18 protein-coding genes are annotated in these 24,960 nt (G+C 63.6%); 12 read left to right on the top strand and 6 right to left on the bottom strand.

What is annotated here, in order from left to right; genetic code table 11:
• Nucleotides 1-103 precede the first annotated feature (103 nt).
• From KLP40_RS07845 to KLP40_RS07830, 4 genes are all read left to right on the top strand, one after another.
• Entirely contained in the window at nt 104-691 is a 588-nt protein-coding gene (locus KLP40_RS07845) for a hypothetical protein (RefSeq protein WP_215593219.1), read from the top strand.
• 226 nt (nt 692-917) lie between these two features.
• Nucleotides 918-1,511, top strand: coding sequence for a hypothetical protein (locus KLP40_RS07840; protein ID WP_215593218.1), 594 nt, complete (start codon nt 918-920; stop codon nt 1,509-1,511).
• A 57-nt stretch (nt 1,512-1,568) separates the two neighbouring features.
• A complete protein-coding gene (locus KLP40_RS07835) occupies nt 1,569-4,070 on the top strand; it encodes a penicillin acylase family protein (protein ID WP_215593217.1) in 2,502 nt (833 codons plus the stop codon).
• Nucleotides 4,071-4,197: 127 nt separating this feature from the next.
• The gene (locus KLP40_RS07830) at nt 4,198-4,545 is read left to right on the top strand and encodes a hypothetical protein (RefSeq protein WP_215593216.1); all 348 of its coding nucleotides are present in this window, start codon (nt 4,198-4,200) and stop codon (nt 4,543-4,545) included.
• A gap of 113 nt (nt 4,546-4,658) precedes the next feature.
• Here KLP40_RS07830 and KLP40_RS07825 read toward each other — a convergent pair whose 3' ends face one another.
• Nucleotides 4,659-5,885, bottom strand: coding sequence for an alpha/beta fold hydrolase (locus KLP40_RS07825; protein ID WP_215593215.1), 1,227 nt, complete (start codon nt 5,883-5,885; stop codon nt 4,659-4,661).
• Between the two features lie 403 nt (nt 5,886-6,288).
• Between KLP40_RS07825 and KLP40_RS07820 the strand changes: the two genes are divergently transcribed.
• The 3 genes from KLP40_RS07820 to KLP40_RS07810 all read left to right on the top strand — a co-directional run bounded on the left by KLP40_RS07820 (nt 6,289) and on the right by KLP40_RS07810 (nt 9,285).
• Entirely contained in the window at nt 6,289-6,726 is a 438-nt protein-coding gene (locus KLP40_RS07820; RefSeq protein ID WP_215593214.1) for a BlaI/MecI/CopY family transcriptional regulator, read from the top strand.
• Nucleotides 6,683-8,068, top strand: a complete 1,386-nt coding sequence (locus tag KLP40_RS07815) for a M56 family metallopeptidase (protein ID WP_215593213.1) — start codon at nt 6,683-6,685, stop codon at nt 8,066-8,068. Before KLP40_RS07820 ends, KLP40_RS07815 begins: the two co-directional genes overlap by 44 nt.
• A gap of 179 nt (nt 8,069-8,247) precedes the next feature.
• On the top strand, nt 8,248-9,285 hold the full coding sequence (locus KLP40_RS07810) for a hypothetical protein (RefSeq protein ID WP_215593212.1): 1,038 nt from the start codon (nt 8,248-8,250) through the stop codon (nt 9,283-9,285).
• Nucleotides 9,286-9,535: 250 nt separating this feature from the next.
• On the opposite strand, the gene KLP40_RS07805 is transcribed toward KLP40_RS07810, so the two are convergent.
• A complete protein-coding gene (locus tag KLP40_RS07805; protein WP_215593211.1) occupies nt 9,536-11,107 on the bottom strand; it encodes a DHA2 family efflux MFS transporter permease subunit in 1,572 nt (523 codons plus the stop codon).
• 87 nt (nt 11,108-11,194) lie between these two features.
• Between KLP40_RS07805 and KLP40_RS07800 the strand changes: the two genes are divergently transcribed.
• Nucleotides 11,195-11,578: a four helix bundle protein gene (locus tag KLP40_RS07800; protein ID WP_246558705.1), complete on the top strand. Its 384-nt coding sequence runs from the start codon at nt 11,195-11,197 to the stop codon at nt 11,576-11,578.
• 172 nt (nt 11,579-11,750) lie between these two features.
• Here the strand turns inward: KLP40_RS07800 and KLP40_RS07795 are convergent, their stop codons facing one another.
• From KLP40_RS07795 to KLP40_RS07785, 3 genes are all read right to left on the bottom strand, one after another.
• Nucleotides 11,751-12,854, bottom strand: a complete 1,104-nt coding sequence (locus KLP40_RS07795) for an HlyD family secretion protein (protein ID WP_215593210.1) — start codon at nt 12,852-12,854, stop codon at nt 11,751-11,753.
• Between the two features lie 191 nt (nt 12,855-13,045).
• The gene (locus tag KLP40_RS07790; RefSeq protein ID WP_215593209.1) at nt 13,046-13,474 is read right to left on the bottom strand and encodes a universal stress protein; all 429 of its coding nucleotides are present in this window, start codon (nt 13,472-13,474) and stop codon (nt 13,046-13,048) included.
• Between the two features lie 213 nt (nt 13,475-13,687).
• A complete protein-coding gene (locus KLP40_RS07785; RefSeq protein ID WP_215593208.1) occupies nt 13,688-14,989 on the bottom strand; it encodes a TolC family protein in 1,302 nt (433 codons plus the stop codon).
• A gap of 247 nt (nt 14,990-15,236) precedes the next feature.
• Here KLP40_RS07785 and KLP40_RS07780 point away from each other — a divergent pair, with 247 nt between their 5' ends.
• The 3 genes from KLP40_RS07780 to KLP40_RS07770 all read left to right on the top strand — a co-directional run bounded on the left by KLP40_RS07780 (nt 15,237) and on the right by KLP40_RS07770 (nt 20,288).
• Entirely contained in the window at nt 15,237-17,339 is a 2,103-nt protein-coding gene (locus KLP40_RS07780) for a sigma-54-dependent Fis family transcriptional regulator (RefSeq protein WP_215593207.1), read from the top strand.
• 196 nt (nt 17,340-17,535) lie between these two features.
• Nucleotides 17,536-18,864 carry an AAA family ATPase gene (locus KLP40_RS07775; RefSeq protein WP_215593206.1) on the top strand — a complete coding sequence of 443 codons (1,329 nt, stop codon included), beginning with the start codon at nt 17,536-17,538 and terminating at the stop codon, nt 18,862-18,864.
• A 353-nt stretch (nt 18,865-19,217) separates the two neighbouring features.
• The gene (locus tag KLP40_RS07770; RefSeq protein ID WP_215593205.1) at nt 19,218-20,288 is read left to right on the top strand and encodes a 5-methylcytosine restriction system specificity protein McrC; all 1,071 of its coding nucleotides are present in this window, start codon (nt 19,218-19,220) and stop codon (nt 20,286-20,288) included.
• Between the two features lie 85 nt (nt 20,289-20,373).
• On the opposite strand, the gene KLP40_RS07765 is transcribed toward KLP40_RS07770, so the two are convergent.
• On the bottom strand, nt 20,374-22,944 hold the full coding sequence (locus KLP40_RS07765; RefSeq protein ID WP_215593204.1) for an erythromycin esterase family protein: 2,571 nt from the start codon (nt 22,942-22,944) through the stop codon (nt 20,374-20,376).
• A gap of 255 nt (nt 22,945-23,199) precedes the next feature.
• Between KLP40_RS07765 and KLP40_RS07760 the strand changes: the two genes are divergently transcribed.
• Complete coding sequence (locus KLP40_RS07760; protein ID WP_215593203.1) at nt 23,200-24,849, top strand: TldD/PmbA family protein; 1,650 nt, start codon at nt 23,200-23,202, stop codon at nt 24,847-24,849.
• The last annotated feature ends 111 nt before the right edge of the window (nt 24,850-24,960 follow it).

Below are 24,960 nucleotides of genomic sequence, written 5' to 3'. Positions count from 1 at the left end.
CTTGCCAATTGCCCTGTCGGCCCGTAAAAATCGGGGCTGGCAGGGCAATTTTCGTTTTTAAAAGCCGTTATTCGCGCACTTTTCCACTTATCTATTCCTACCGATGACCCGATTTATCCCTTTGCCGCTGTTGGCGGCCGCGTTGCTGACCGGCTCTGTAGCCCAGGCCCAAACCACCCAGGGCACCCGCGTACTGGGCCTGAGCGGCGGCAACTTCACGCTGCAGCGCGACGATTTTGCAACAGGATTCAGTGGTACGCTGGCCCCGACAGCAGGTGTATTCGTGGCCGATAATCTGGCCCTGGGAGTCAATGTGCCGTTCAGCTACTCGCGTTTCGCAGCACGGTCGGATGAATTCCGCAGTCGGGGGCTGAGTGTGGGGTTGTTGCCTTGGCTCCGGTATTACCTTCCTTCGGAAAGCCGGCACCGCGTATTCGGAGAGCTGAGCGTCGGCGGGGTGCTCAACAGTTACCGCCGAAAAGAGGCCGGTTACTACGGAAACGGAGATCAAGCCAGCACCGACACGTATTTGCTGGCCAGCGCCGGGTTAGGCTACTCCTATTTCATAACCCCGGCCGTGGGTCTGGAGGCCCTGCTGGCCTACCAGCGCAACGGCGGGAACAGCCAGGAATTTGGTCGGGGCGCGCTGGGCCTCAGCCTGGGCTTGCGGGTGTACCTGCCAAAGAACTAGCCGGCTGGCTCCGGCTGAAAAACGCTCTGTTAGCTTCGCGTTTCAGCTTGACTTTTCCGATCATTCTTGCACGAAAAAGAATTTGCATATCGGAGGCATGATATTTGACCAGGCGTCTCGCTTCGTAGCTATCTGCTCAGATTCGGTAGTGACTGTACGTTGGAGCCTTTATCAATCCGTCAGATATCCCACTGCTTCATATTTCTCATCCATTATTTCATTCCTGATGAAAAAGGTTTTTCGCCTGCTTATCGTCGCGGCGGCTTTGCCCCTTACACCTGCAGTTGCCCAGAGCACGACTACCAAAGGAACCCGGGTGTTGGGTGTTTCGGCCAACGACATGTATTACAGCTCCGACGACTTTCGATCCAGACTAGAAATCAGCCTCACGCCATCGATTGGCAAATTCTTCGCCGATAACTGGGCCTACGGCCTGATGACGCCTATTAGGTATAGCCGTTACAAATTCAAATCCACCGTAAACAAAGGGCATGAGCTATTCATCGGCTTGACGCCCTGGTTGCGCTATTACGTACCGTCCGAGAGCCGCCACCGCGTGTTTGCACAGGTGCAGGCAGGAATACTCGCCAATAAGTACCGCGGCACCAGATCCTATTATGACGGCATTGACACTATTGTCAGAACCAGCGGCAATACCGAGGTCGGCTACCTGGCCGGCCTTGGAGCAGGCTACACCTATTTCGTGACGCCTAATATTGGGCTGGAGGCACTGGTCTCTTACCAACGGGGAGGTTTCACCGGCGGTGACAGGGGTGCGGTTGCCCTCGACCTCGGCTTACGGGCTTATCTGGGGCAGTAAGCGCCTACCGTAACGCAGCATTTGCTACCTTCCGCCTCCGCGAATTTAGGATAGCTTATGCTGCGTTATGTGAAGGCCGGACTGGCCTTATTGGTGGCCATAGTACTGGCCTGGGTGCTCAACACCAAACAGGGCGACGTGCCGCCCGTGGCCCGGCTGCTGAGCCCCTACCGGGGCTTCTGGCGCAACGGCGAAACGGCCGCCGACTTCCCCGCCCGGCAAACCCTGCACCTGCCCGGCCTGCGCCAGCCCGTGCGGGTGCGCTTCGATGACCGGCGCGTGCCCCACGTGTTTGCCCAGAACGACCACGACCTGTATTACGCCCAGGGCTACCTCACGGCCCGCGACCGGCTCTGGCAGATGGAGTTCATGACCCGGGTGGCAGCCGGCCGCATTTCGGAAGTGGTGGGCCCCCGGACCTTGGAATACGACCGGTTTCAGCGACGCATGGGCCTGCCCTACGGGGCCGAAAACTCGTTGCGGGAGATGCTCAAAAACGACACGACACGGCTCGTGCTGGAGTCGTACTCGGCGGGCGTGAATGCCTATATCGGCCAACTGAGTCCGGCCGAGTACCCGTTTGAATACAAGCTGCTCGACTACGCGCCTGAGCCCTGGCAGCCGCTCAAGTGCGCCCTGTTGCTCAAGCTCATGGCCTGGGACCTGAGCGGGCGCTCCGACGACCTGCGCCTGAGCAACATCCGGCGCAAATACGGCCCCGAGGTGGTGAACGACCTGTTCCCTGATTACCCCTGGCGCGAGGACCCGATAGTGCCCGTGGGCACGCCCCTGGATTTCAAGCCGCTGCCGGTGCCGGCGGCCCCGGCCCCGTTTGCGGCGGCCTTGTCGGATAAGGTGCCGCAGCGGGAGCCCGATGCCGAGCTGGGCTCCAACAACTTCGCGGTGGCGGGCAGCCGCTCGGCCTCGGGCCTGCCCCTGCTGGCCAACGACCCGCACCTGCAGCTCAACCTGCCCAGCATCTGGTATCAGATTCAGCTCAGCGCCCCCGGCCAGAACGTGTACGGCGTCACGATTCCGGGCGCGCCGGCCGTCATCATCGGCTTCAACGAAAGCGTGGCCTGGGGCGTGACCAACGTGGGCGGCGACGTGCTCGACTGGTACCAGCTGAAATTTAAGGACGCCGCGCGGCGCGAATACTGGCACGACGGCCGCTGGAAGCCGGTGCGCCGGGTAGTGGAGCGCCTAGCCGTGCGCGGCCTCCCCGACCGCCTCGACACGGTGCTTTACACCCACCACGGCCCCATCGTGTACGACCACGACGAAAAGCCCTTCAACCCGCAGACGCCCACCCAACACGCCCTGCGCTGGACGGCCCACGAGGGGGCCGACGAGGTGCTGGCCTTCGTGAAGCTCAACCACGCCCGCAATTACCGCGACTACGACCAAGCCCTGCGCACCTACGCCTCGCCGGCCCAGAACTTCATTTTCGCCAGCAACCAGAACGACATTGCCATCCGGCCCAACGGCCGCTACCCACTCAAGTACCCCAACCAGGGCAAGTTCATCCTCGACGGCTCTGATGCCCGTCAGGACTGGCAGGGCTGGATTCCGATGAGCCAGACGCCGCGGGCGAAGAACCCGGCGCGCGGCTTCCTGTCGTCGGCCAACCAGCATTCCGCCGGCCCCGACTACCCGTACTACATCGGCTGGGATTACGCTCCCTGGGACCGGGGCCACCGCATCAACCAGCAGCTGGCCCGGCTGAAGAAGGCCACCGCCGACTCGCTACGGGTTTTGCAGAATGACAACCTCGGCATCAATGCCCAAACCATGCTGCCGTGGATGCTGGCTACCATTACTCCCGCCACACCAGGTGCCCCGAAGTGTGCCGCCCCGCCGCTCCGACCCAATTCACCAAAAGCCCGGGCCGTGCAGGCATTGGCCCGGTGGAATTACCACTACACCACCGACGCCGTGGCCGCTACCATATTCGAGTTGTGGTACCAAGAGCTAGTGAAACGCCTCTGGGATGATGACTTTGGAAAGGCGACTACCGGCCTGGAAATGCGCCCTCCCTCGCAAGACCGAACGAATCGGCTGCTACTGACGCAATCCGGCAGCCAGGCCGACTGTTTTCAGGGAGCCAGCCCCTGGATTGATGACCGACGCACGCCGCAGAAGGAAACCGTGCAGGACTTACTGGCGGCTTCCCTGCATTCCGCCGTGGATTCGCTGACCCGCAAGTTCGGGCCGCTGGGGCCGAAGTGGGCCTGGGCTAATCAGAAGAGCACCGACATCAACCACCTGGCCCAGCTGACGGGCTTTGGCCACCAGGACATTGTGTGTGCCGGCAGCCGCGGCACCGTAAATGCCACCTCCGCGCGCAATGGTCCCTCCTGGCGGATGGTAGTAGCGTTGGGCCCGCAGGTGAAAGCCTACGGCATCTTCCCCGGTGGCCAGAGCGGCAACCCGGCCTCCCGCTACTATGATGATATGCTGGAAAGCTGGCGCACCGGCCAGCTCGATGAGCTGGTATTCCTGCGCGCCGCCGACGAAAACCATCCCCGCCTGCAGGCCGCCTGGCGGCTGGAGCAGTAGCGTTTTACGGCCTGCGTCCCCAGGGCTGAAGCCCTGGGCTACGGAGCAGCAATTCCGTTCTCACTCCCTGACTTTTCTCACTGCATAGCCCAGGGTTTCAGCCCTGGGAATTCCCGGCTCCCGACCCATGAAACCCTTCCTGCTGCTATTCCTGCTGATTTTCCTGCTGTCCACTCTGGCCCAGCTCTGGCTGCCGTGGTGGGTAGTTCTCCCCCTGTGCCTGGGCTTGGCCGCCTGGCGACGGGCGGCCGCCGGGGCAGCGTTTCTGGCGGGCCTGCTGGGCGTGGCCCTGAGCTGGTGGCTGCCGGCGGCCTGGCTGAACACCCACGGTGCCCAGCTGCTGGCCACCCGCCTGGCCACGCTGCTGCCGCTGGGTGGCAACTCCTGGCTGCTGGTGCTGCTCGGGGGCCTGCTGGCGGGGCTGGTCGGCGGACTGGCCGCCCTGAGCGGCGCGTGGCTGAAGGTGAGATGGTGAGATGGTGAGATGGTGAGTTGGTGAAATGGTGAGTTGATGTTCAACGGCCCTGCCTGCGCAAGTGGCGCAGTTAGGGCCGTTGAACATCAACTCACCATTTCACCATCTCACCTTTAAAACTGGGAGATGAAGGCGTAGGCGGCCAGGGTGTAGGGGGCGGCGGAGGTGAAGTGGGTGCCGCCCTGGATGGGGCGTAGCTCTACGTTGGTGGCGCCGCGGGCGCTCATGGCGTTGTAGGCGTCCTGGGAGTTGAAGTAGGGCACGTAGTCGTCCTGGGTACCGTGGAAGAGGGCCAGCGGGGCCCGGGGCCGCCAGTCGTGGAGGTCGTTGGCGCGCAGGGAGGCGGTCAGGGACGCGTCGGAATCGGTGAGCACGGCCTGGCGGAAACCGGGGGCGAACAGCTCGGCCGCCTGCCGGGGCACGGCGCTGAACGGGTCGGCCTGGAGGCGGGTGGCGTAGGGCTCCTGGTAGTAGTAGCTGAAGGGCCGGTTGAGCTGATACACCCGGTCGTAGGTGCGCAGTACCCACACGTAGGTACTCAGGAAATTCAGGGGCTGGGTGGAGCCGATGATGTACCTGGCGAAGGCCGACTTGTGGTAAGCCCCGGCCCCCGGGGCGCTGGCCGTCACGGGCAGCTCGGTGGCGTACTTTTCCTCCAGCAGCTTGTGCAGGGCCATGGTGGCGTAGCCGCCCTCGGAGTAGCCGAGTAGGAAGTTTTTCTGGTTGACATTCACCTTTTCCTTGGCGCAGAACTCGCGGGCCGCCCGCAGCATATCAGCCGAAGCCGAAGCCAGGGAGGCGGCGTGCTCGTAAGGGTGCGGCAGGCTCTTGGAGGCCCCGTACCCGATATAATCGGGTGCCGACACCACGTAGCCCGTGGCGGACAGCACCGATACCGCCGACCAGACTTCGCTGCTCGGACTATAGTACGAGGGGGCGCGGTTTTCCTCGTCGGGCTGCAGGGTGCCGTGCTGGTAGCTGATAACCGGCACCGCCGCAGGCGCCACCGGCACCAGCAGCGCCCCGGAAGCCGTGACAGATTGCCCGTCAGTGTTGCGAGTCGTGTAGGTGAGGCGGTACACTTTCACGGAGTACCGCGCCAGGGAGCCCACCAGCGGAATATCGGACACGCGGGCAGCGAGCTGGGCCGGGGTGTATTCGCCGATGAAGGTGCTGCCGACCAGCGCGGTAGTTGGGGGCGACGCGGGCGCGTCAGTGGGGTCAGCCCCCGGTTCGGGGGAGTTGCTTTTGCAGCCGGGCGCGGCGCCCAGCACCAGTAGCCACACCAGCAGCCCAGCCCAGCCGGGCGCAAAAAAGCGGGAAACGAAGGGTTTCGACACGAGAAAGAGTTAGCAGGAAAGAAACCGGGGCCCGCCAACGGCGGCGGCCCGAAGTACTTTTTCAACACCACTCCCTCCCGGCATGTTCCCCGTGCTACAGCCCCCTCCTGAACCACTTTTTTGGGACAACTATAGCGGTTTTCAGGTTGCTGTGCAGGGTGTAGAGACGCAACATTTTGCGTCTCGTCGTTGCTGACGTTGTTCAGCTGGTCCGTTCAACGATGAGACGCAAAATGTTGCGTCTCTACACCCTGTACATCGACTCAAAATCTGTTCTAAACCACTTCATTGGGCAACCGACTGAAGTTCGTGCCGCAGCCCGTTAATATTCAGCCAAAATATTAGTTTTTTAACTAAATAAATAGTTATACCTTCCCATCACCAACTCAAATCCCCCCTACTTATGGCTGATTCTTCCTTTCCCGAACTCACCCGCGCCGAGGAACAGGTGATGCAGGTGCTCTGGCAGCGCGGCCCTTCCTTCGTGAAAGACGTGGTGCCGGAATTGCCCCCGCCCACCCCGGCCTACACGACCGTATCCACCATTATCCGCATTCTGGCCCAGAAGGGGTTTGTGGGCCACGAAGCCTTCGGGCGCACCCACCGCTACCACGCCCTGGTGGCCCGCGACGAGTACCGGCGCTTCTCGCTGGGCAAGCTGCTGGGTGGCTACTTCGGCGGCTCGTTCAGCCGGCTGGTTTCGTTTTTCGCGAAGGAAGAAAACCTCGACGCGGCCCAGCTGGAAGAACTCCTGCGCCACGCCCAGGCCGCCCCGTCCACCCCTAACGCCACGCCCGATGCTCCCGAATCTGCTCCCGACGGCGCCGACCGACCTGCTTAGCTGGGGCCTGCAAAGCACGCTGGTGCTGGGCGCGGGCTGGCTGCTCTACCGTTATGTGCTGCGGCAGGAGCGATTTTTCAGCTACAACCAACAGTTTCTGACGCTGCTGCCCTGGCTGGCGCTGCTCGGGCCGCTGCTGGTACGAGCCGCCTTGCCCGCGCTGCTGCGCCAACTACCGGTAGCGGCCACCGGCGCACTGGTGCAGGCGCAGTTGCCCGGTCTTACGGTATGGCCCGGGGCTGTGCTGCCCGGGGCGGCCATTGATTTTGCGCCGCACCTGCCGGCCCTGTACGCGCTGGGAGTAGCCTTGCTACTGCTGCGCCTGCTGGGCCAGTTGGGCCACCTCTGGCTGAGCACCCGGCAACTGCCCCGCACGCCGGGCCCTGGCTACGTGCTGGTACACACCGGCGGCCGGCGGCCCGTCAGTTCGTTTGGGCGCTGGATTTTCTGGGATGACACCGCCCCGCTTACGCCCGCCGAAGCCCGCACCGTGCTGGCCCACGAGGTGGCCCACGTGCGCCAGCACCACACCCGCCAGCGCCTGCTGCTGGAAGTGGCCCGGGCCCTGCTCTGGTTCAACCCCTTCGCTTATCTGTTCCCGCGGGCCCTGGCCCAGACCCACGAGTTTCTGGCTGATGCTACCGCTTTGCACGCGCTGCAACCGACCGAGGCTTCCGCCACCACGCCTGACCCGGCTCCCTACGCGGCGCTGCTGGCCCGCCTGGCCCTGCGGCAGCTAGGCCCCAACCTGTCCCTCACGCATTCCTTTACCCAATCCCTCACCCTAACCCGGATCCGTATGCTAACTACTGCCGCCCCCGTCCACCGCTGGAAACGCTGGCTCCCGCTGCCCCTGAGTGCCGGCCTACTGCTGAGCTTAGTTGCTTGCCAAGAAACTATTGAGCCAAATCTCAAAGAGCCCGGGTTCCAAAAAGCTGAAAGTCTTAAGGTCCTGACGATATCTGACGGCTCGAAGCCGGCCCCGCACCAACCGGGCGCCCCATACACTTACGTGGAGCAGATGCCTGAATACGAAGGCGGCCAGGAGAAGCTGTTGGACGATATCGGCAAGCTGGTGAAGTATCCTCCGGCAGCCATTGCGGCTAAAGTAGAAGGCCGGGCTTTCGTGAAATTTATTGTGGGGGCCGATGGTACCATTCAGGCGGCCACCGTGCAGAAGGGCGTGGCCAAGCCCGGCACACCCGCCGCCTTGGCCCAGGAGTTGGATGAAATAGCCCTGAATGCTGTGCGCAACTTGCCGGGCAAGTGGACCCCGGGCCGGAAGGATGGCAAAGCAGTAGCCGTTTCATACACTGTTCCCATCACGTTTGCTTTGAAATAAGCGTTGATTCAATAGACTTCCAAAACGCCGTTCGCACTGCTGCGGGCGGCGTTTTAGGGCTTGTTACGGGCGGCAGGAAGGCCCGCTATATCCGGCAAGCTCAAGGTTAGGGGATGCTGATTTCGGGCGGAAACCTCCTACCTTAGCAGTTCCATTCGCCTTTAATTCCATTTGTTTTAGTGCCTTACCTGTCCACGCTTACCCGCCTCACGGCCCCCGCCCTGGCCTCCCTGGGCCTGGCTTTCGCCCTGACTACCCTGCCCGGCTGCGGCTCCCGCTCCGTTACTGATACCGAAACGGCCGCCCTGGCCGCCGACACGGTGCAGCAGCCCGTAGTGGTTGACTCGGCCCAACTGGCCCGGCAGGCCATGCAGCGCGACTCGCTCAAGGCCGATTCGATTGCCAAGAAAACCGGTCAGCTGCCCGGCGCCATCCTGCCCGGCCACCGCATCGTGGCGTTCTACGGCAACATCCGCTCGAAGGGCATGGGCATTCTGGGCCGGGAGCCCAAGGAGCAGATGTTCCGCAAGTTTGCGGGCGTGCTCAAGGAGTGGCAGGCCGCTGACCCGAGCCGCCCCGTGCAGGCCGCCCTGCACAACGTGACCATCACGGCCCAGGGCACGCCCGGCAAGGATGGCAAATGGCGCCTGATGAACTCCAAAGCTACTATTGAGGAAGTTATCAGCTGGGCCCGGGAGCACAATTGCATCCTGTTCCTGGATGTGCAGCCCGGCCACAGCACCCTGCAGGCCGAGCTGCCCAAGCTGGAGCAGTACCTCAAGCAGCCCGATATCCACCTGGGCATTGACCCCGAGTTCTCCCTGGCCACCATGCCCGGCGTGCGGCCCAACCAGAAAATCGGGACGCTGGATGCCAAGGACATCAACTTCACCATCAACTTCCTGGCCCGCATCGTGAGCGAGAACAAGCTTCCGCCCAAGGTTCTGACGGTGCACCGCTTTACCCGTAAAATGGTGAGCAACTACAAAAACATCAAGCTCGACCCCCGCGTGCAAGTGGTCATGCACATGGACGGCCACGGCGACCCGACCCTGAAAAAGGACTCCTACAACGCCTACATCAAGGCCGAGCCCGTGCAGTACACCGGCTTCAAGCTCTTCTACGAGTACGACGCCCGCCCAAAGCCCCACCACATTATGACCCCCGCCGAGGTCATTGCCCTCGACCCCTCGCCCCTGTACGTGCAGTATCAATAGCGGTGAGATAGTGAGGTGGTGAAATGGTGAGTTGCTGTTTACGCGGCGCTAACGGCGCGGCAATCAGCAAGCATCCTCTGCCTTTCACATGTCTCGTTTCACCCAAACAAAAAGCCCCTGACGCCGTGCTGGCATCAGGGGCTTTTTGTTTGGGTGAAACCAGCCTATAAATGAGTTTCTCACTCGCTCCAACGACGCCATTATCGCCCCTTACAGCAACTCACCATTTCACTATTTCTCCATCTCCCCGCTAGTGCGCGGCGTTCAGGTCCACGGGGCCGGCGTTGCGGATGCGCTTGATGAAGATCAGGAGCGGAATGCAGGCCAGGAAGAACAGGCCCAGCATGGTGAACGTCTGGGCATAGGTGATGAGCGAGGCCTGCTTGGTAATGGTGAAGTCGAGCACCTGATAGGCCTGCTGGCGGGCCTGCTCGAAGGAGAAGCCCTTGCTCATAAAGTTCTGGGTGAAGGCCTGCACGCGCTGCTGGGTTTCGGTGTCGTAGAGCGACACGTTGGGCAGCAGGGCCACCCGGTTGTAGGCAATGTTGCGCTCCAGATACGTGCCCACGATGGCCACCCCGAACGAGCCCCCGAGCTGGCGCAGCATCCCCGTCAGGCCAGCCGCCTGGGCGCCATCCTTGCCCCGCAGGCCCTGTAGCGACATGGTAGTGACCGGCAGGAACAGCAGGCCCAGACCCACGCCGCGCAGAATCAGGGGCCAGAAGAAGTCGTCCTCGCCGGCGGTGGGCGAAATTTTCAGGCTCATCCAGAACGTGAACAAAAAGAAGATGCCGAAGCCGAAGGGCAGCATGTACTTCTGCGGCACCCCGGCCTGCAGCGCCCGCCCGATGATGGGCATCATGAAGCCCGACACGAGGGCGCCCGGCAGCAGCATCAGGCCGGTTTGGGCCGCCGTGAAGCCCAGAATCCGCTGGGTGAAAATCGGGAAGATGAACACCGAGGCGAACAGCCCGAAGCCCAGAATAAACGACAGGATAGCGCCCAACGACAGGTTGCGGCTGCGCGTGAGCACCCGCAGATCCACGATGGGCTGCTTGGCCGTGAGCTCCCGCCAGATGAACCCGATAACGCCGACGACGGCCAGCAGCGTAAACGTGAGAATCAGACCCGACTCGAACCAGTCCTCGGTTTCGCCTTTTTCCAGCACGAACTGCAACGAGCCCACGCCCAGAATCAGCAGGAAAATACCGGCCCAGTCGAGCTCCCGCAACGGCCGCGGCACCGCGTTGGCAATGGATTCGGGGTCCTTGATGAACAGGAAGGTGAAGATGGTGGCCATGATGCCCACCGGCACGTTCACGTAGAAAATCCAGGGCCAGTCGTAGTTATCCACGATGTAGCCGCCCAGCGTGGGCCCGATGGTGGGGCCGATAATGACGCCCATCCCGAACAGAGCCTGGCCCAGGGCCAGCTGCCGGGGCGGGAAGGTGTCAATCAGAATCGACTGCGAGGTGGCCATGAGCGCCCCGCCCCCGATGCCCTGAATGAAGCGGAAAGCCACCAGCTCCCAGATGTTGGTGCTCTGTCCGCAGGCAATGGAAGCCAGCGTGAAGAGCACCACCGAGAAGCCGAAGTAATTGCGCCGCCCGAATTGCTCGGACAGAAAGCCCGTCATGGGCACCACAATCACGTTGGCAATGGCGTAGGCGGCAATCACCCAGCTCACTTCCGAAAGCGTGGCCGAGAGGTTGCCCATCATCTGGGTCAGGGCCACGTTCACGATGCTGGTGTCAATCAGCTCCAGGAGCGTACACAGCACCACCGTGATGACGATAATCCACTTTTTAGCTCCGGTTTCCATGAGGTGAAATGGTGAGGTGGTGAAATGGTGAGTTTATGTTCTTAGTTTGTCTATCAGACTTCTAAGGCTCAGCCTATCACCTATTTTATGAGTGAGGAAACGTCAGCAGTCAGTTCCTTCAATGAGTTGTATCGAGGCCGGACCAAGGAGGCTTCGTTGCGCGTAATCCGCTTGTTTCAGCAACTGCCGCGTTCCGGGGAAGCGGCTGTGCTGGGGAAGCAATTGTTGCGGTCAGCCACTTCCGTAGCCGCCAATTTTCGGGCCGCCTGCCGAGGCCGGTCACCCGCTGAGTGGTATGCCAAACTCTGCATCTGCGTGGAGGAGGCCGACGAAATGCTGTTCTGGCTCGAACTGCTCGGCGACGCTGGTATCCTGCCTAAAAGCCGGCTGCAGAGCTTAGAACAGGAATACACCGAAATTCTGGCCGTACTGGCCACCGCCCGCAAAAAAGCAAAGCCCAAAGTGAAATAGTGAGGTGGCTCAGGGTGAAATAGTGAGATGGTGAAATGGTGAGTTGACGTTCGGGCGGCGCTGACGGCGTGTCCAACCCGATGTGAGCCGTTGGCGCAAGCCGCGTAATTCGCGCCGCCTGAACATCAACTCACCATTTCACTATCTCACCATTTCACCTTGAGCCACCTCACTATTTCACCTTAACCGTCGCCTTCACGCTCATGCCGGCGCGCAGGGGGTGGGTGGGGTCGGTTTTGGTGAGGCTGATTTTGACGGGCACGCGCTGCACCACCTTCACGAAGTTGCCGGAGGCGTTATCGGGGGGCAGCAGGGCGAAGCGGGCACCGGTGGCGGCGGAGAGCGACTCGATTTTACCCTCGAACTCCTCGTTGGGGTAAGCATCGACTTCGATGCGCACGGGCTGGCCTTCGCGCATGTTTTCGAGCTGGGTTTCCTTGAAGTTGGCGATGATCCAGGTGTTGCCGGAGGCGACCAGGCCCATCAGCTGCTGGTTGGGGCTGATGTTCTGGCCGGGCTGCACGTTCTTCTTGCTCACGATGCCGTTGCCGGGCGCCGTGACGGTGGTGTAGCTGAGCTGGAGCTTGGCGTTGTCGAGGTCGGCCTGGCGCTGTTTCACCACGGCTTCGGCCACGGCTACCTGCTGCCGGGCGGCGGCTACCTGCTGCTGGGCCACGCTCACCTGCTGCTGGGCCGTGGCGCGCTGGGCGCTGGTGGATTTGAGGTTGGCCTGCACGGCGTCGTACTCGCTCTGCGGGATGATGTCCTCCTTGCGCAGGAATTCGCTGCGCTTGAGGTCCTTCTGCAAGCGGGCGCGGTTGGCATCACTCACCCCGATGGCGGAGCGGGCGGCGCCCACGTTGGCCTGGGCCGTACCCACGCCAGCGCGGGCGGCCACTACGTTGGCCTGGGCGGCGGCCAGGGCGGCTTCGGCGGCATTCACGCGCTGCTGGTAGTCGGCGGGGTCTACGGTCACCAGCACGTCGCCTTTCTTCACGCGCTGGTTGTCTTCCACCTTCACTGCCAGCACGGGGCCGGTTACGCGGGGCAGAATCGGGTACACGTCGCCCTCTACCTGGGCGTCGTCGGTTTCCTCGTGGGCCAGCCCGAACTGGTAGCGCTGCCAGCCGTAGTAGCCGCCTACCAGCAGAATCAGGGCCAGAATAATGAGAATAAAGGGACGTTTGGAGCTACCTGCTTGCTCCTCAACTACCGGCTCGGAAGCGTCGGAGGAGATGGGCGCTACGGCCGGGTCGTGCTGAACGGGAGTTGCCATGAGGTGAAATGGTGAGCTAGTGAAATGGTGAGTTGCTGTTCTACCGGTGCGCGATGCGCTATTGGCGCGAACAGGCTATGGACTGTTACAGGAATGGGGTTATCTATTGAGGGAAGCAGAGAGGGAGGCACTGAATAGTTGGTACGAACTGAGCGTCATACTCACTATTTCACCACCTCACCATCTCACCACTACCCCGTGGGGCGCAGAGTTTGGGGGCAGCCGGGCTTCACCAGCAGCGTGGGGCAGGGGGCGGTCCGCACGACGGTTTCGGCGGTGCTGCCCATCAGGAAGCGCGTGAGGCCGGTGCGGCCGTGCGCGCCGATAACGATGCTGTGGGCCGGATGCCGGCGGGCTTCGCGTACAATTTCGCGGGCCGCGTCGCCGCAGGTAACGGCCGTGCTGACGACCGCGCCGGCCTGCAACGCCGTTTCGCGGTGCAAAGCCAGCTGCCGGGCCACGTACACGTCGGGCAATGCCAGGGCGGCGCTGAGGGCCAGCTCCGGTTCCAGCACGTGCAGCAGCCGCAACTCCGCCCCCGTCCCGGCCGCCAGCGCCGCCGCGTAGGTGACCAGCGCCTCCGTCGCAGCGGAAAAATCAATCGGACACAGGATGGTCATGGAGGTGAAATGGTGAGATGGCGAAATAGTGAGTTGACGTTCTGATGGCGCGGGAGGCGCGAATGGCGCAGGATGAAGATGAAAACGCGGAGTTGAAGTAGCGTATGGACGAGCGGGTGTTGGCTTGTCTGACTACTAATCGCGCAGTTAATTGGTCTTTCAGCTAACTGCGCCGCTTGCGCCGCTCAAACATCAACTCACCATTTCACTATATCACCATATCACTTCCCCGGTGGCGCGCTTGAGCTGGTACTGGCCGAGGGTGTAGTTATAGATGGCCTGCAGGCGGGCCAGGCGGGCCTGCAGGAGCTGGGTTTCGGCGTCGAGCACGTCGAGGTTGTTGCCCACGCCGTAGCGGTAGCGGGCCTGGGCGCGGGTGAGGGCGTCGGTGGCCTGTGCAATCTGCACCAGGGAGTTGTCGTAGCGGGCCGAGCTGGCCTCCAGGTTGTTGGCGGCCTGGCGCACATCGGCCCGGATCTGCTCCTGGGTGTCCTGGATGCGCGACTGGGCCCCGCGAATGTTGGCGGCGGCTTCTACCCGCTGGTTCTTGTTCTTGTTGCCGTCGTAGATGGGTACCGAGAACTGCACCACGCCCACCGAGTTCGGCCGGAACTTGTCGAGGTTGGGCAGGTAGCCGTTTTTGCCGCCCACCTGCGCGCCCACGCCCAGCACGGGCAGGTTGCTGCGCTCAATGAGTTTGAGGTTGAGGTTGGCGGTCTGCTCGGCGTCGCGGGCCAGCTTCACTTCGGGCCGGTTCTCAATCCCGCGGGCCAGGGCCGCATTCACATCCACGGCCTGGGGCTGATACGTCAGCGTACCACGCACGGGCACGTGCACGTACTCGGGCTTGTGGAGCAGGCGGGCCAGCTGCACCTGCTGGTTGCGCAGCTGATTTACCAGGTCAATGCGCGCGTTCTGGGCCTGGGTGATGCGCACCTGGGTCGTGGTCACGTCGAAGCGGGTGCTCACGCCGCCTTCCACGCGCTTTTCCATTTCGCGCTGGTGCTGCTGCAGGGAGGCAATCTGGGCGTCCTGCACCCTGATGCTTTCCCGCACGAACAGGATGTTGTAGTAGCTCTGGGCAGCCGAGTAGGCCAGGTCGCGGCGGGTTACGTTGATCTGGTCGGTGGCCGCGAGGCGGCGGCTTTCGGCCAGGTTGTAGGTGGCGTCGCGCTTGCCGAAGTCGAGCAACCCGTACTGCACCGTGATGTGGGCGTCGTAGTTGTTATTGGGCGCCAGCTGGAAACCCGGCGCGTCGGGGGAAAGCTGTACTTGCACCACCGGGTCGATGCGGGTGTAGGTGGCCGTGCCCGTTACCTGGGGCAGAAACCCGCCCCGGCTCTGGGTTACGCGGCTGGTGGCCGCGTTTACTTCCTCTTCCAGGGTGGTAATGGCCGGGTTAGCCTCCAGCACCGAGCGCACGGTGCCGTCCAGGGTCAGCGAATCGGACAGCACCGGGCCCTGTTGGGCGCGGGCGGCACCGGCACTCAGCAGCCCCAGGGCAACGAGCGGCAAGGCGAAAGTTGGTCGGAAATACATACTCAGAAGTGACGTGGTAGTGCCCGCCTTTTACCGAAACGTGTGCCAACCCGTTAAATTCATTTTAATGAAGCTCCAAAAGTGCTTTTCCAGCCTCTAATAGATGTTTATTATTTCCACAAGCCAAATAGTAGAAACACCATATATTCGATAATATTCCTGCTATATAAGGAATTACTGATTTTAATTCCTGACATTTGAGCAAAAATCACTTTGCGTTGCCATGCCCGATCAGGACGACTCCCTGCTGCTCTACCTCAACGAGGCCATTGCCACCACCCGTAACAAGGAGGATCTGTTCCGGAGCGTAACCGAGAAGCTGCGGCTGATTTTCCCCTTCGACGCCATCACCATCCTCTCCCTCGACGCCGAGCACCAGTACCGCCGCGTATTCCTGCGCGACTACCTGGGCGAATTGCTGCTCTCCTCCGCCGATCTGGCCCAGTCGGAGGGCCGCAGCAGCATCGAGAATACGCCCGTCGAGAAGTTTCTGCGGGCGCCCCGGCTCCAGCAGCTCGACCTGGCAGAGCTGCTGACGGAGTACCCCGACTTCCGGCCGTTTCAGGCCTTGCTGGCCAGCGGCATGCGCTACCTGACCATGGTGCCCCTGCGCACGGGCGGCCACCTGATCGGGATTCTGAGCATGGTGGCGCGGCGACGGCCCGAGCTGTCGGCCCAGGACGCGGACCTGCTCGAAAAGATTGGCAGCCTAGTGGCGGTGGCCGTCACGAACACGCTGGCCTTCGAGGACATTGCCCGCCGCGAGCAGGAAAAAACCATGCAGCTGGCCCTCAACAACGCCCTGCTCAGCATCAAGGAGCGCGACGAGCTGTTTCGCACCATTGCCACCGAAATCAACCGGGTGGTGCCCTGCGACTATTTCGGGGTGCGGGCCCGGGCCTCAGCTACGGAAGCCCGCGCCCTGGCCGAGTTCAACAAGCAGCCCGACGGCACCTTCGCCGCCCTGGCCAACAACCGCTACGACGATTTGCCTCACCACCAGGATTCCCAGCCGGCCCTGGCTGAGCTGTTTTCGCGGCCCGGCGTGTACGTAGGCCCCGATTTTGAGGCCCTGGCCCGGCAGCACGCCCTGTTGCACTACATCCGGGAGCAGCGCGGCACCCAGTCGTTGCTGTGCGCCCCGCTGGAGAATACCACGGAGCCCGCCGCGGCCCTCATTCTGGCCAGCCACCAGCCCCAGGCATTTACTGAGGAGCACCTGGAGCTGATGCAGAACCTGGTGCCCCAGATTCGGCTGGCCGTGCAGAACGTGCTGGCCTTCGAGCAGATTGAGGCCCTGCGCACCCAGCTGGAGCGGGAGCGCACCTACCTCATCGACGAAATCAACACCAGCGCCGCCGCCCGCCTCGACGATTTTGTGGGCGGCAGCGCCCGCATGCAGCAGGTGCAGACCCGCCTGGCCCAGGTGGCCCCCACCGATACCACCGTGCTCATTACGGGCGAAACCGGCACCGGTAAGGAACTGGTGGCCCGGGCCCTGCACCACCTCTCGCCCCGCCACGAACGAGCCCTCATCAAGCTCAACTGCGCCGCCTTGCCCGCCCAGCTCATCGAAAGCGAGCTGTTCGGCCACGAGAAGGGTGCCTTTACCGGGGCTCACGACCGGCGCATCGGCAAGTTCGAGCTGGCGGACAAGGGCACAATTTTCCTCGACGAAGTGGGCGAGCTGCCCCTGGATTTGCAGGCCAAGCTGCTGCGGGTGCTCCAGGAAAAGGAGTTTGAGCGCATCGGGGGCCGCCGGGTTATTCAGTCGGATGTACGGGTCATTGCGGCCACCAACCGGGTGCTGGAGGAAGAGGTAGCCGCCGGGCGCTTCCGGGCCGACCTGTACTACCGCCTCAATGTGTTCCCGATTCGGCTGCCGGCCCTGCGTGAGCGGCCCGAGGACGTGGAGCCACTCATGCGCCACTTCCTGGAACGCTTCACCAAGCAGATGGGCAAGCCCGTGCGGGGGCTGCGCGAGCGGGATTTGCGCGCCCTGCAGCAGTACGGCTGGCCCGGCAACGTGCGCGAGCTGGAACACGTGGTAGAGCAAGCCGTGATTGTGAGTCAGGGCCCGTTTCTGGAGTTTCAGGGCTTTGCGGCCGGCACCGCAGTAGCAGCTCCCGCCCTGCCCGAAACCGGCGGCCCGCTCAAAACCCTGCGCGAGCAGGAGCGCGCCCACATTCTGGCGGCCCTGCACCGCACCGGCGGCCGCGTCAGCGGCCCCCACGGCGCGGCCCTGCTCCTCGACATCAACCCCAAAACCCTGGAAGCCCGCATGAAAAAACTCGGCATCCGGCGCACGGTGATGGTGAATGAGTGAATGGGTGAATGGTGAGAAAGGACCGTCATTCTGAGCGCAGCGAAGAATCTCGCGTGCCAAAGTAATTCCTGACATCTGGCTAGTTTAGCAACGTCCGCCCGCGAGATTCTTCGCTGCGCTCAGCATGACGGTCCTTTCTCAACTGTCCAATCATTCAACCGTTCACCCATTCACCAATCCACCCATTCAACAATCCATGACCGATCCGCCGCAGCTAACCCGGGAACTGGTGCTGGAGGCACTGCGCCAGCTCGATGAGGCCGGGCCGCAGATGCCGCTGAGCACGGTCTACGACCTCGTGTACCGGGGCCGGCGCTACGCCCCGCGCCAAGTCGCGCAGCTGGCTTACCGGCTGGCCACCGGGGAAGCGGCGGCGAAGTGGCCGCTGCGGGCCGGGGCGCCCACCAACCAAGCGCTGGAGGCGCTGGATTTCACCATTGCCACCAAGCGCCCCACCCTCGAAAACTCGCCTTTGCTGAATGGCGACGTGGCCGCTCAGGAGCAGATGGAGGAGCTGTATACCGGCACGGTGCGCGAAGCCACGGCCAGTAAGCGCCGTAACCAGCCCGCCCCTGAGCCACCCGAAACTCCTGATGAAACTACGGCGGCCCAGGAGCCGAGAGCGGCTTACCAGCGGCCCGCCCCGCAGCCTTACACCCTGGAAATGGCGCGGGCGGAGCTGTTTTTGTCGGATGATGAGCTGGCGGCGGCGCGGGCGGCGCTGCAGCGGCGGCGCAACCTGCTGTTGCAGGGGCCGCCGGGCACGGGCAAAACGTTTCTGGCCCGGCGGCTGGCCTGGCTGGCGCTGGGCGCCACCGACGCGGCCCGCATCGAGCTGGTGCAGTTTCACCCCAGCTACAGCTACGAGGATTTTGTGCAGGGTTTCCGGCCCGATCAGGATGGCGCGTTCCGCCTCCAGAACGGGATTCTGGTGAACTTCTGCCAGCGCGCCGCCCAGGACCCCGGCCACCCGTATTTTCTGCTGATTGACGAGCTGAACCGGGGCCACGTGGCCCGCATTTTCGGGGAGCTGCTGGTGCTGCTCGAAGCCGACAAGCGCGGCCCCGCCCACGGCCTGCGCCTGCCCTACGCCCCGGCCGGCAGCCCGCCCTTCTTCGTGCCCGAAAACGTGTTTGTCATCGGGACCATGAACCTGGCCGACCGCAGCCTGGCCCCGCTCGATTACGCCCTGCGCCGCCGCTTCGCCTTCGTAAATCTGCACCCCGAATTTGGAGAGCCGCTGCGGGCCCTGCTGACAGCCCAGGGGGTGCCGGCTGCCGTCATCGACCAGCTCACCACCCGCCTCACGGACCTCAACCGCACCATCACCGACGACCCCGACCTGGGCCCCGACTTCTGCCTCGGTCACAGCTACTTCTGCCACCCGCCCGCCGCACCCGCCCAGGCCCGGGAATGGCTGCGGTTGATTCTGGAGCAGGAAGTTGCCCCGCTGCTCGACGACTATTGGCTCGACCAGCCCGCCAAAGCCGCCCAGCAGAAAAAGAAGCTGCTGGCGGGTTTGTAAGTAGTTGGCCTTTAGTTGTCAGTTGTTGGTTGTTGGTTGTCCGTTGTCAGGCGCCGGTTGCTCAATCTTCACAAAGGCAACGCGGCGGAGTGGCCGCGTAGCGGCCTTGGGTTTGTAGAGAATCAGAAGCTTGTTTCCAGCGCCGCATAGCGGTGCACGAAACGCCCGGTGATTCGGGCACCGCTACGCGGCGCTTCCGCTTTATCCAACTACTGAACTACAAACCCAAGGCCGCTACGCGGCCACTCCGCCGCGTTGCTTTTGTGAAGATTGAGCAACCGGTACCTGACAACGGACAACCAACAACTGACAACGGACAACCAACAACTGACAACTAAAAACCCACCCCGCCCATGATTCCCATCCAGAACCTGTACTACCTGCTCTGCTACGCCTGGAACCGGTTGCCGGAGGCGGAGGAGCTGGAGGCGGTGAGCGGGGCGGAATTTGAGCGGCCCCTGGCGCTGCTGGCCCACGTGCTGCTGCGCGGCACCGCCCGCCTGCGCCACCAGGGCCTGCCGCTGCGCTACGCCGAGCGCACCGCGGAGCTGCCGGAACTGCGGGGGCGGGTGCTGCTCACGCCCACCCTGCGCCGCCAGCTGCTGCCCCGGGGACGGGCCGTGTGCGCCTTCGATGAGCTGACGCCCGCTTCCCCCCTGGCGGGGCTGCTGCGCGGCACCCTGCAGCTGCTCAGCCGAAACCGGGCGGTGCCACCGGAGCTGCGGCGGCAGATTCGGGCGGAGCTGCGGCGGTTTCCGGCGACCGTAGAGGCCCTGCCGCTCACGGCCGCCACCCTGCGCCGGGGCCGGCGGGAGCGGCCGGCAGGGCTGGGCGGTTTTCTGCTCAACGTGTGCGGGCTGGTGTACCGCAGCGCCCTGCCCGCCCCCGACGCGGCCGGCCCCGCCCGCTTCCGCGACTTTAGGCGCGACGAGCCGCTGATGGCCCGGCTGTTTGAGCAGTTCGTGCGCAACTTCTACCGCCTCGAGCAGCAGCAGTTCCGGGTGGCCTCGGAAACCATTGCCTGGCAGGCCGAGGCCGAAACCGCCGAAGCCCTGGCCCTGCTGCCGGCCATGATAACCGACACGAGCCTGGAAAGTCCGGCGCGCAAAATCATCCTCGACACCAAGTACTACGCCGCGGCCCTCAAGCGCCACCACGACCAGGCCCGGCTCATCTCGCCCCACCTCTACCAGCTCTACGCCTACCTCCAGAACCAGCCCCTGCAACCCGGCCAGCGCCTCGAAGGCATTCTGCTCTACCCCGCCGCCGCCCAGGCCGTGGACCTGCGCTACACCCTCGGCGGCCACCCCGTGCGCGTGGTCAACATCAACCTGAATCAGCCCTGGGAACACATTGCCACCGATTTGCTGGGGCTGCTGGCGGAGGCGCGCGGAATTTCCAGCGGACCCGTCGAGCAGGAGTAGCGCGAAGCTTTTGCTTCGTGTATCGGGGGACGACTCATCAGTATTTTCGTGCTGCGATACGCGAAGCAAAGGCTTCGCGCTACCCCTATTTCACTGCTCCCGGAGCCGCTGTTTCCGGCAACATCACCTGGTAGCTCTGCCAGAAACCTTCTCGGTAGGGCACCGTGGTGAGCACATCCTGCGTGGATCTTTGCAGCACCGCGGGCTTCTCCAGCTCCAGCCCGGTTATGAGCAGCTCCTGGTTTTCGGTGTCGCGCCGCGTTTCGCCGGTGGCCCGCAGCACGTAATCGATTTGATATTCCAACTGAGCGTATTTGAGGTAGTAGCGGCCGTTCACTTCCTCGTACTGGTACACGTCGTGGGCCCGGTCGACGTGCCGGGCGGGGCCGGGCAGGCGCAGGCGGCGGAGTACTTTATCCTTGCTCATGAGCAGGGTGTCGCGGGTCATGCGCGCCTCGTATTTCACCACCGCAAAGTTATCGGCGTCGATGTGGATTTTGCCCTCGACCAGGGCCGGCGAGGGGTAGGCGTAGGGCGTGGTGTAGGCGTTGGGCTTGTCGCAGCGGAAGGCAATTTCGTACACTGGGCGGCCGTTGTACTGGGTTTCGCCGAGCAGCGTAAGCGCATAGCGGCTTGCCGGCCCTTCGCTCAGCAGGTTGCGCGTGGTCAGGATGGGGTCGTGGCCCCAGATGGCTTCCATAAAGGAGAAGGGCCAGGTGGCCAGCTCGGGTACCGCGTAGCGGCGCAGCTGCCGCACCTGGGTCAGCTTGCCGTCCTGGGTTCGTTCCCAGCTGCCGCGCCGGTATCCTTCCCGGTCGTAGAAATCCACGGCGGCTTCTTCGCGCAGCAGCAGCGAATCGGCCCGGTGGCGCTGATAGCGGTAAAAGAACCGGGCGCTGTGGGGCTGCTGGGGGTAGTTTTCGGACAGGTGTTCCCGGGCTTTGGCCAGAATGGAGACGGCGCTGAGCGGGGCCTTCACTACCACCTCGCCCAGCAGATGCGCCTGGGGCACGAGGCGCACGCGCAACAGCTCGCCGGCCGCCAGCCGGGCCAGCGGCACCCGCACCGAGGCGTAGCCGATGCACGAAACCTGGAGCGTGTCGCGGGCGTGGGCCGCGGGCACAAACAGCGTAAACGCCCCGTTCAGGTTGCTGACGGTGCCCAACGTGGTGCCCCGCAACCCAAGGCTGGCAAACGACACGGGCGCGCCGGTCTGGGCGTCGTGCACGGTGCCGGGCAGCTGCCGGCCGTTGGCCAGGGGCGGCGCCGAGGTGGCGGCCGGCTCGTACGGCGTCACCGGGCGCATGTCGCGGGTGAACAGCATCCCATCGAACAGGTGCTGCCAGCGGCCCAGCAGGGGCAGGTAGCCCAGGGGCGCGGCGTAGTACTCGGCATCGGGGCCGGCGCGCAAATCCACGAACCCCAGCCGGCAGCCCTGGTTCTCGAAGGCCTGCTCCAGACTGGCCGGCGGCGGCGCAAGCACCCGCATCAGCTCAGCGGGCCGGTCGGCGCTGCCGTAGGTGCCCGCGTAGGCCGTGAAGCCGATGGCGTAGTACTGCGGACCCAGCGCCTGCTTCACCCAGAACCCCATCGACACGAACCCGGCCAGGTCGTCGCGCACCAGGCGCACCGTATCCTCCTCGCTGCCCGGGGCGGGCGGGTGCTGGGCCTGCATGCGGCGGGCGTAGTCTTCCGACAGCGGCGTGGCCTCTGGCAGAAACGTGTGGTCGTTGGCAATGTGCGAGGAAGCGGCCCAGACGATGATTTTCTGGTCACTGAACTGCCGGGTCAGGGCCAGCAGGTTGTCGGCCATCAGCTTATCCCGGAAGTCTGGCCGGGGCTTTTTACCGCGGAAGGCTTCTTTGTTCACCTCCATCAGGGCGCGGGTGCTGGCCAGCCATTGCTGCCAGAACGCGGCCCGGGAAGCCAGCGCGGGCTGGCGGGCCGCTATGGCCGTCAGCGACTGGCCCACGCGCTGGAACCAGCGGGCCAGCTTCACCGAATCGGCGGGGTGGGTGCGTAGCTGCCGGAAGTCGCCCCCGTTGAGCAGCTCGCCCAGCATTTCGGCGGCCGGATAGAAATCCGGTTCGCGCCAGCGGGTGCGGCGGTCCTGGCGCACGAACTCGCGCAGCTCGGGCAGGGCGCGGTCCTCGGTCAGCTCGCTTTGCAGGTTGCAGTCGAAGCCGGTGACGCGCAGCGCGCGGTGGGCATCGAGGTAGGTAGCCAGGGGCTGGAACTCGGCCGTGCCCGACCAGATACGCCTGTTGTAGAGGCAGGCCTGGAGGGCGGGCAGGGCCGGCTGGCCGGCTTCTATGTCGCGGCCGGCGCGGTCGGTGCCGTACATGTCGGCCTCGAAGGCCAGCACCGTGAAGCCCAGCGAATCGTGCAGGTAACGAATCAGGTCCACTTTCACGTCGATGGTCGTGCCATCGACGTGCGTCTGCTCGCCCAGGGCCACCACCCGCGCCGCGCCGATGGCCCGGCGCAGGGCCGCGTACCGGCCGGGCCCAGGCGCTTCGGGCAGGCAGCGCACGGGCAGTGCGGGCGGGGCTATAGCGGAGGGCGGAACCGGGGTTTGCGCCGGGGCCAGCGGACCGCCCAGCAACAAGAGTAGCCACAACAGCCCGGCCAGCGGGCCCGGGAATAGCTTTTTCATAGTCACAGAATATGTATCGAATAAGAAGCCTACCAGGCCGCGGCAACGTGGTTACCCAACGCCAGCCGCGCCGGCCGATTGCGTAAAGCAACGGGCTTTTGGCGAAATCCTTGACAAAATGCCGGGGGTGGGCGGGATTTTCAGAAATAATGCAGCCCCGCTACGGCATTTTCGTCCCTGGGTTGCAATTGGCGCGTGAAGGGCCTTACCTTCTTGCCGAATTCCTTTCTCCACTCACCCAAACCCGTACTGATTTTGAAACGACGCGACTTTGTGGGCCTGACCGGGCTGGCGACGGGCGCCCTGTGGCTGCCCTCCTTCCCCGGCTTCGGCGGTACCCTCGTAGACCCCGCCCGCCTGCTGGAGCCCGGCCTGGATGTAGCCGTAAAAAAACGCCTGGCCGACGCGGCCCTCAACGCGGCCAAAGCGGCCGGCGCCACCTACGCCGACGTGCGCATCGGGCGCTACCTTAACCAGAGCGTGTTCACCCGCGAAAAACAGGTCCAGAACATTGCCAGCGGCGAGAGTTTCGGGGCCGGGGTGCGGGTGCTGGCCGGCGGCACCTGGGGCTTCGCCTCCACCAACACCGTGACCGAGGCCGGGATGGCCAAAGCCGCTCAGCTGGCCGTGCAGATTGCCAAGGCCAACAGCAAGGTGCAGAAGGAACCCGTGAAGCTCGCCCCCCAGAAAGGCCAGGGCGAGGTAGCGTGGAAAACCCCGATTCAGGTGAATGCCTTCGAGGTGCCGGTGAAGGACAAGGTGGACCTGCTGCTGGCCGCCAACGCCGCCGCCCTCGACAACGGGGCTTCGTTCGTGAACTCGGCCCTGTTTCAGGTGAATGAGCAGAAGTACTTTGCCAGCACCGACGGCTCCTACATCGACCAGGACGTGCACCGCATCTGGCCCAATTTCACGGTCACGGCCATCGACCGGACTTCGGGCAAATTCCGCTCCCGCGACGCGCTGAGCGCCCCCATGGGCATGGGCTACGAGTACCTCCAGCCCAAGGCCGAAGATAAGATTGCCGGCCCCGCCGGCACCGGCCTGGTGGGCTACCGCAACAGCTTCGACATGCTGGCCGATGCCGCCCTGGCCGCCAAGCAGGCCAAGCAGAAGCTCACCGCCAAATCCGTGACGGCCGGCAAGTATGACCTCGTGCTCGACCCCAACCACCTGGGCCTGACCATCCACGAATCGGTGGGCCACCCTACTGAGCTCGACCGGGTGCTGGGCTACGAGGCCAACTACGCCGGCACCAGCTTCGCCACGCTGGAGTGGCGCGCCAAGGGCCAGCCCTACGGCTCCAAGCTGGTCAATATTGTGGCCGACAAGCGCCAGCCCAACTCGTTGGGCGCGGTGGGCTACGACGACGAAGGCGTGCCGACCAAGGAGTGGAACATCATTCAGGACGGCAAGCTGGTGGACTACCAGAAAATCCGCGACCAGGCCCACATCGTGAACCAGCAGGAGTCGGACGGCTGCTGCTACGCCGATTCCTGGAGCACGGTGCAGTTTCAGCGCATGCCCAACATCAGCCTCAAGCCCGGCACCCAGAAGCTGAGCGTGGATGAGATGATCAAGGGCGTGGACAAGGGCATCTACATTGCCGGCCGCGGCTCGTTCTCCATTGATCAGCAGCGCTACAACTCCCAGTTCGGGGGTCAGGTGTTCTACGCCATTGAGAAGGGCCGCATCACGGAAATGCTCGAGGACGTGGCCTACCAGACCAACACGCTGGAGTTCTGGGGTTCCTGCGCCGCCATCTGCGACGCGTCGGACTACCGCCTGTTCGGCTCCTTCTTCGACGGCAAGGGCCAGCCCAGCCAGGTGTCGGCCGTGAGCCACGGCTCGAGCACCACGCGCTTCAACGCCGTGAACGTGATTAATACCGCAAGGAAGATTTAATGTGTCTTGAATGTGGAGCAATGTGGGTTGAATGTGAAAATGTCCTTCATCAGGCAACAGTCACATTTCCCACATTCAACCCACATTCCGCACATTTTCCACATTACACAC

Source organism: Hymenobacter piscis, assembly GCF_018760735.1.
Taxonomy (GTDB): Bacteria; Bacteroidota; Bacteroidia; order Cytophagales; family Hymenobacteraceae; genus Hymenobacter; species Hymenobacter piscis.
The sequence above is the reverse complement of the archived record's forward strand: the minus strand, read 5'-3'. Positions and strand labels throughout refer to the sequence as shown.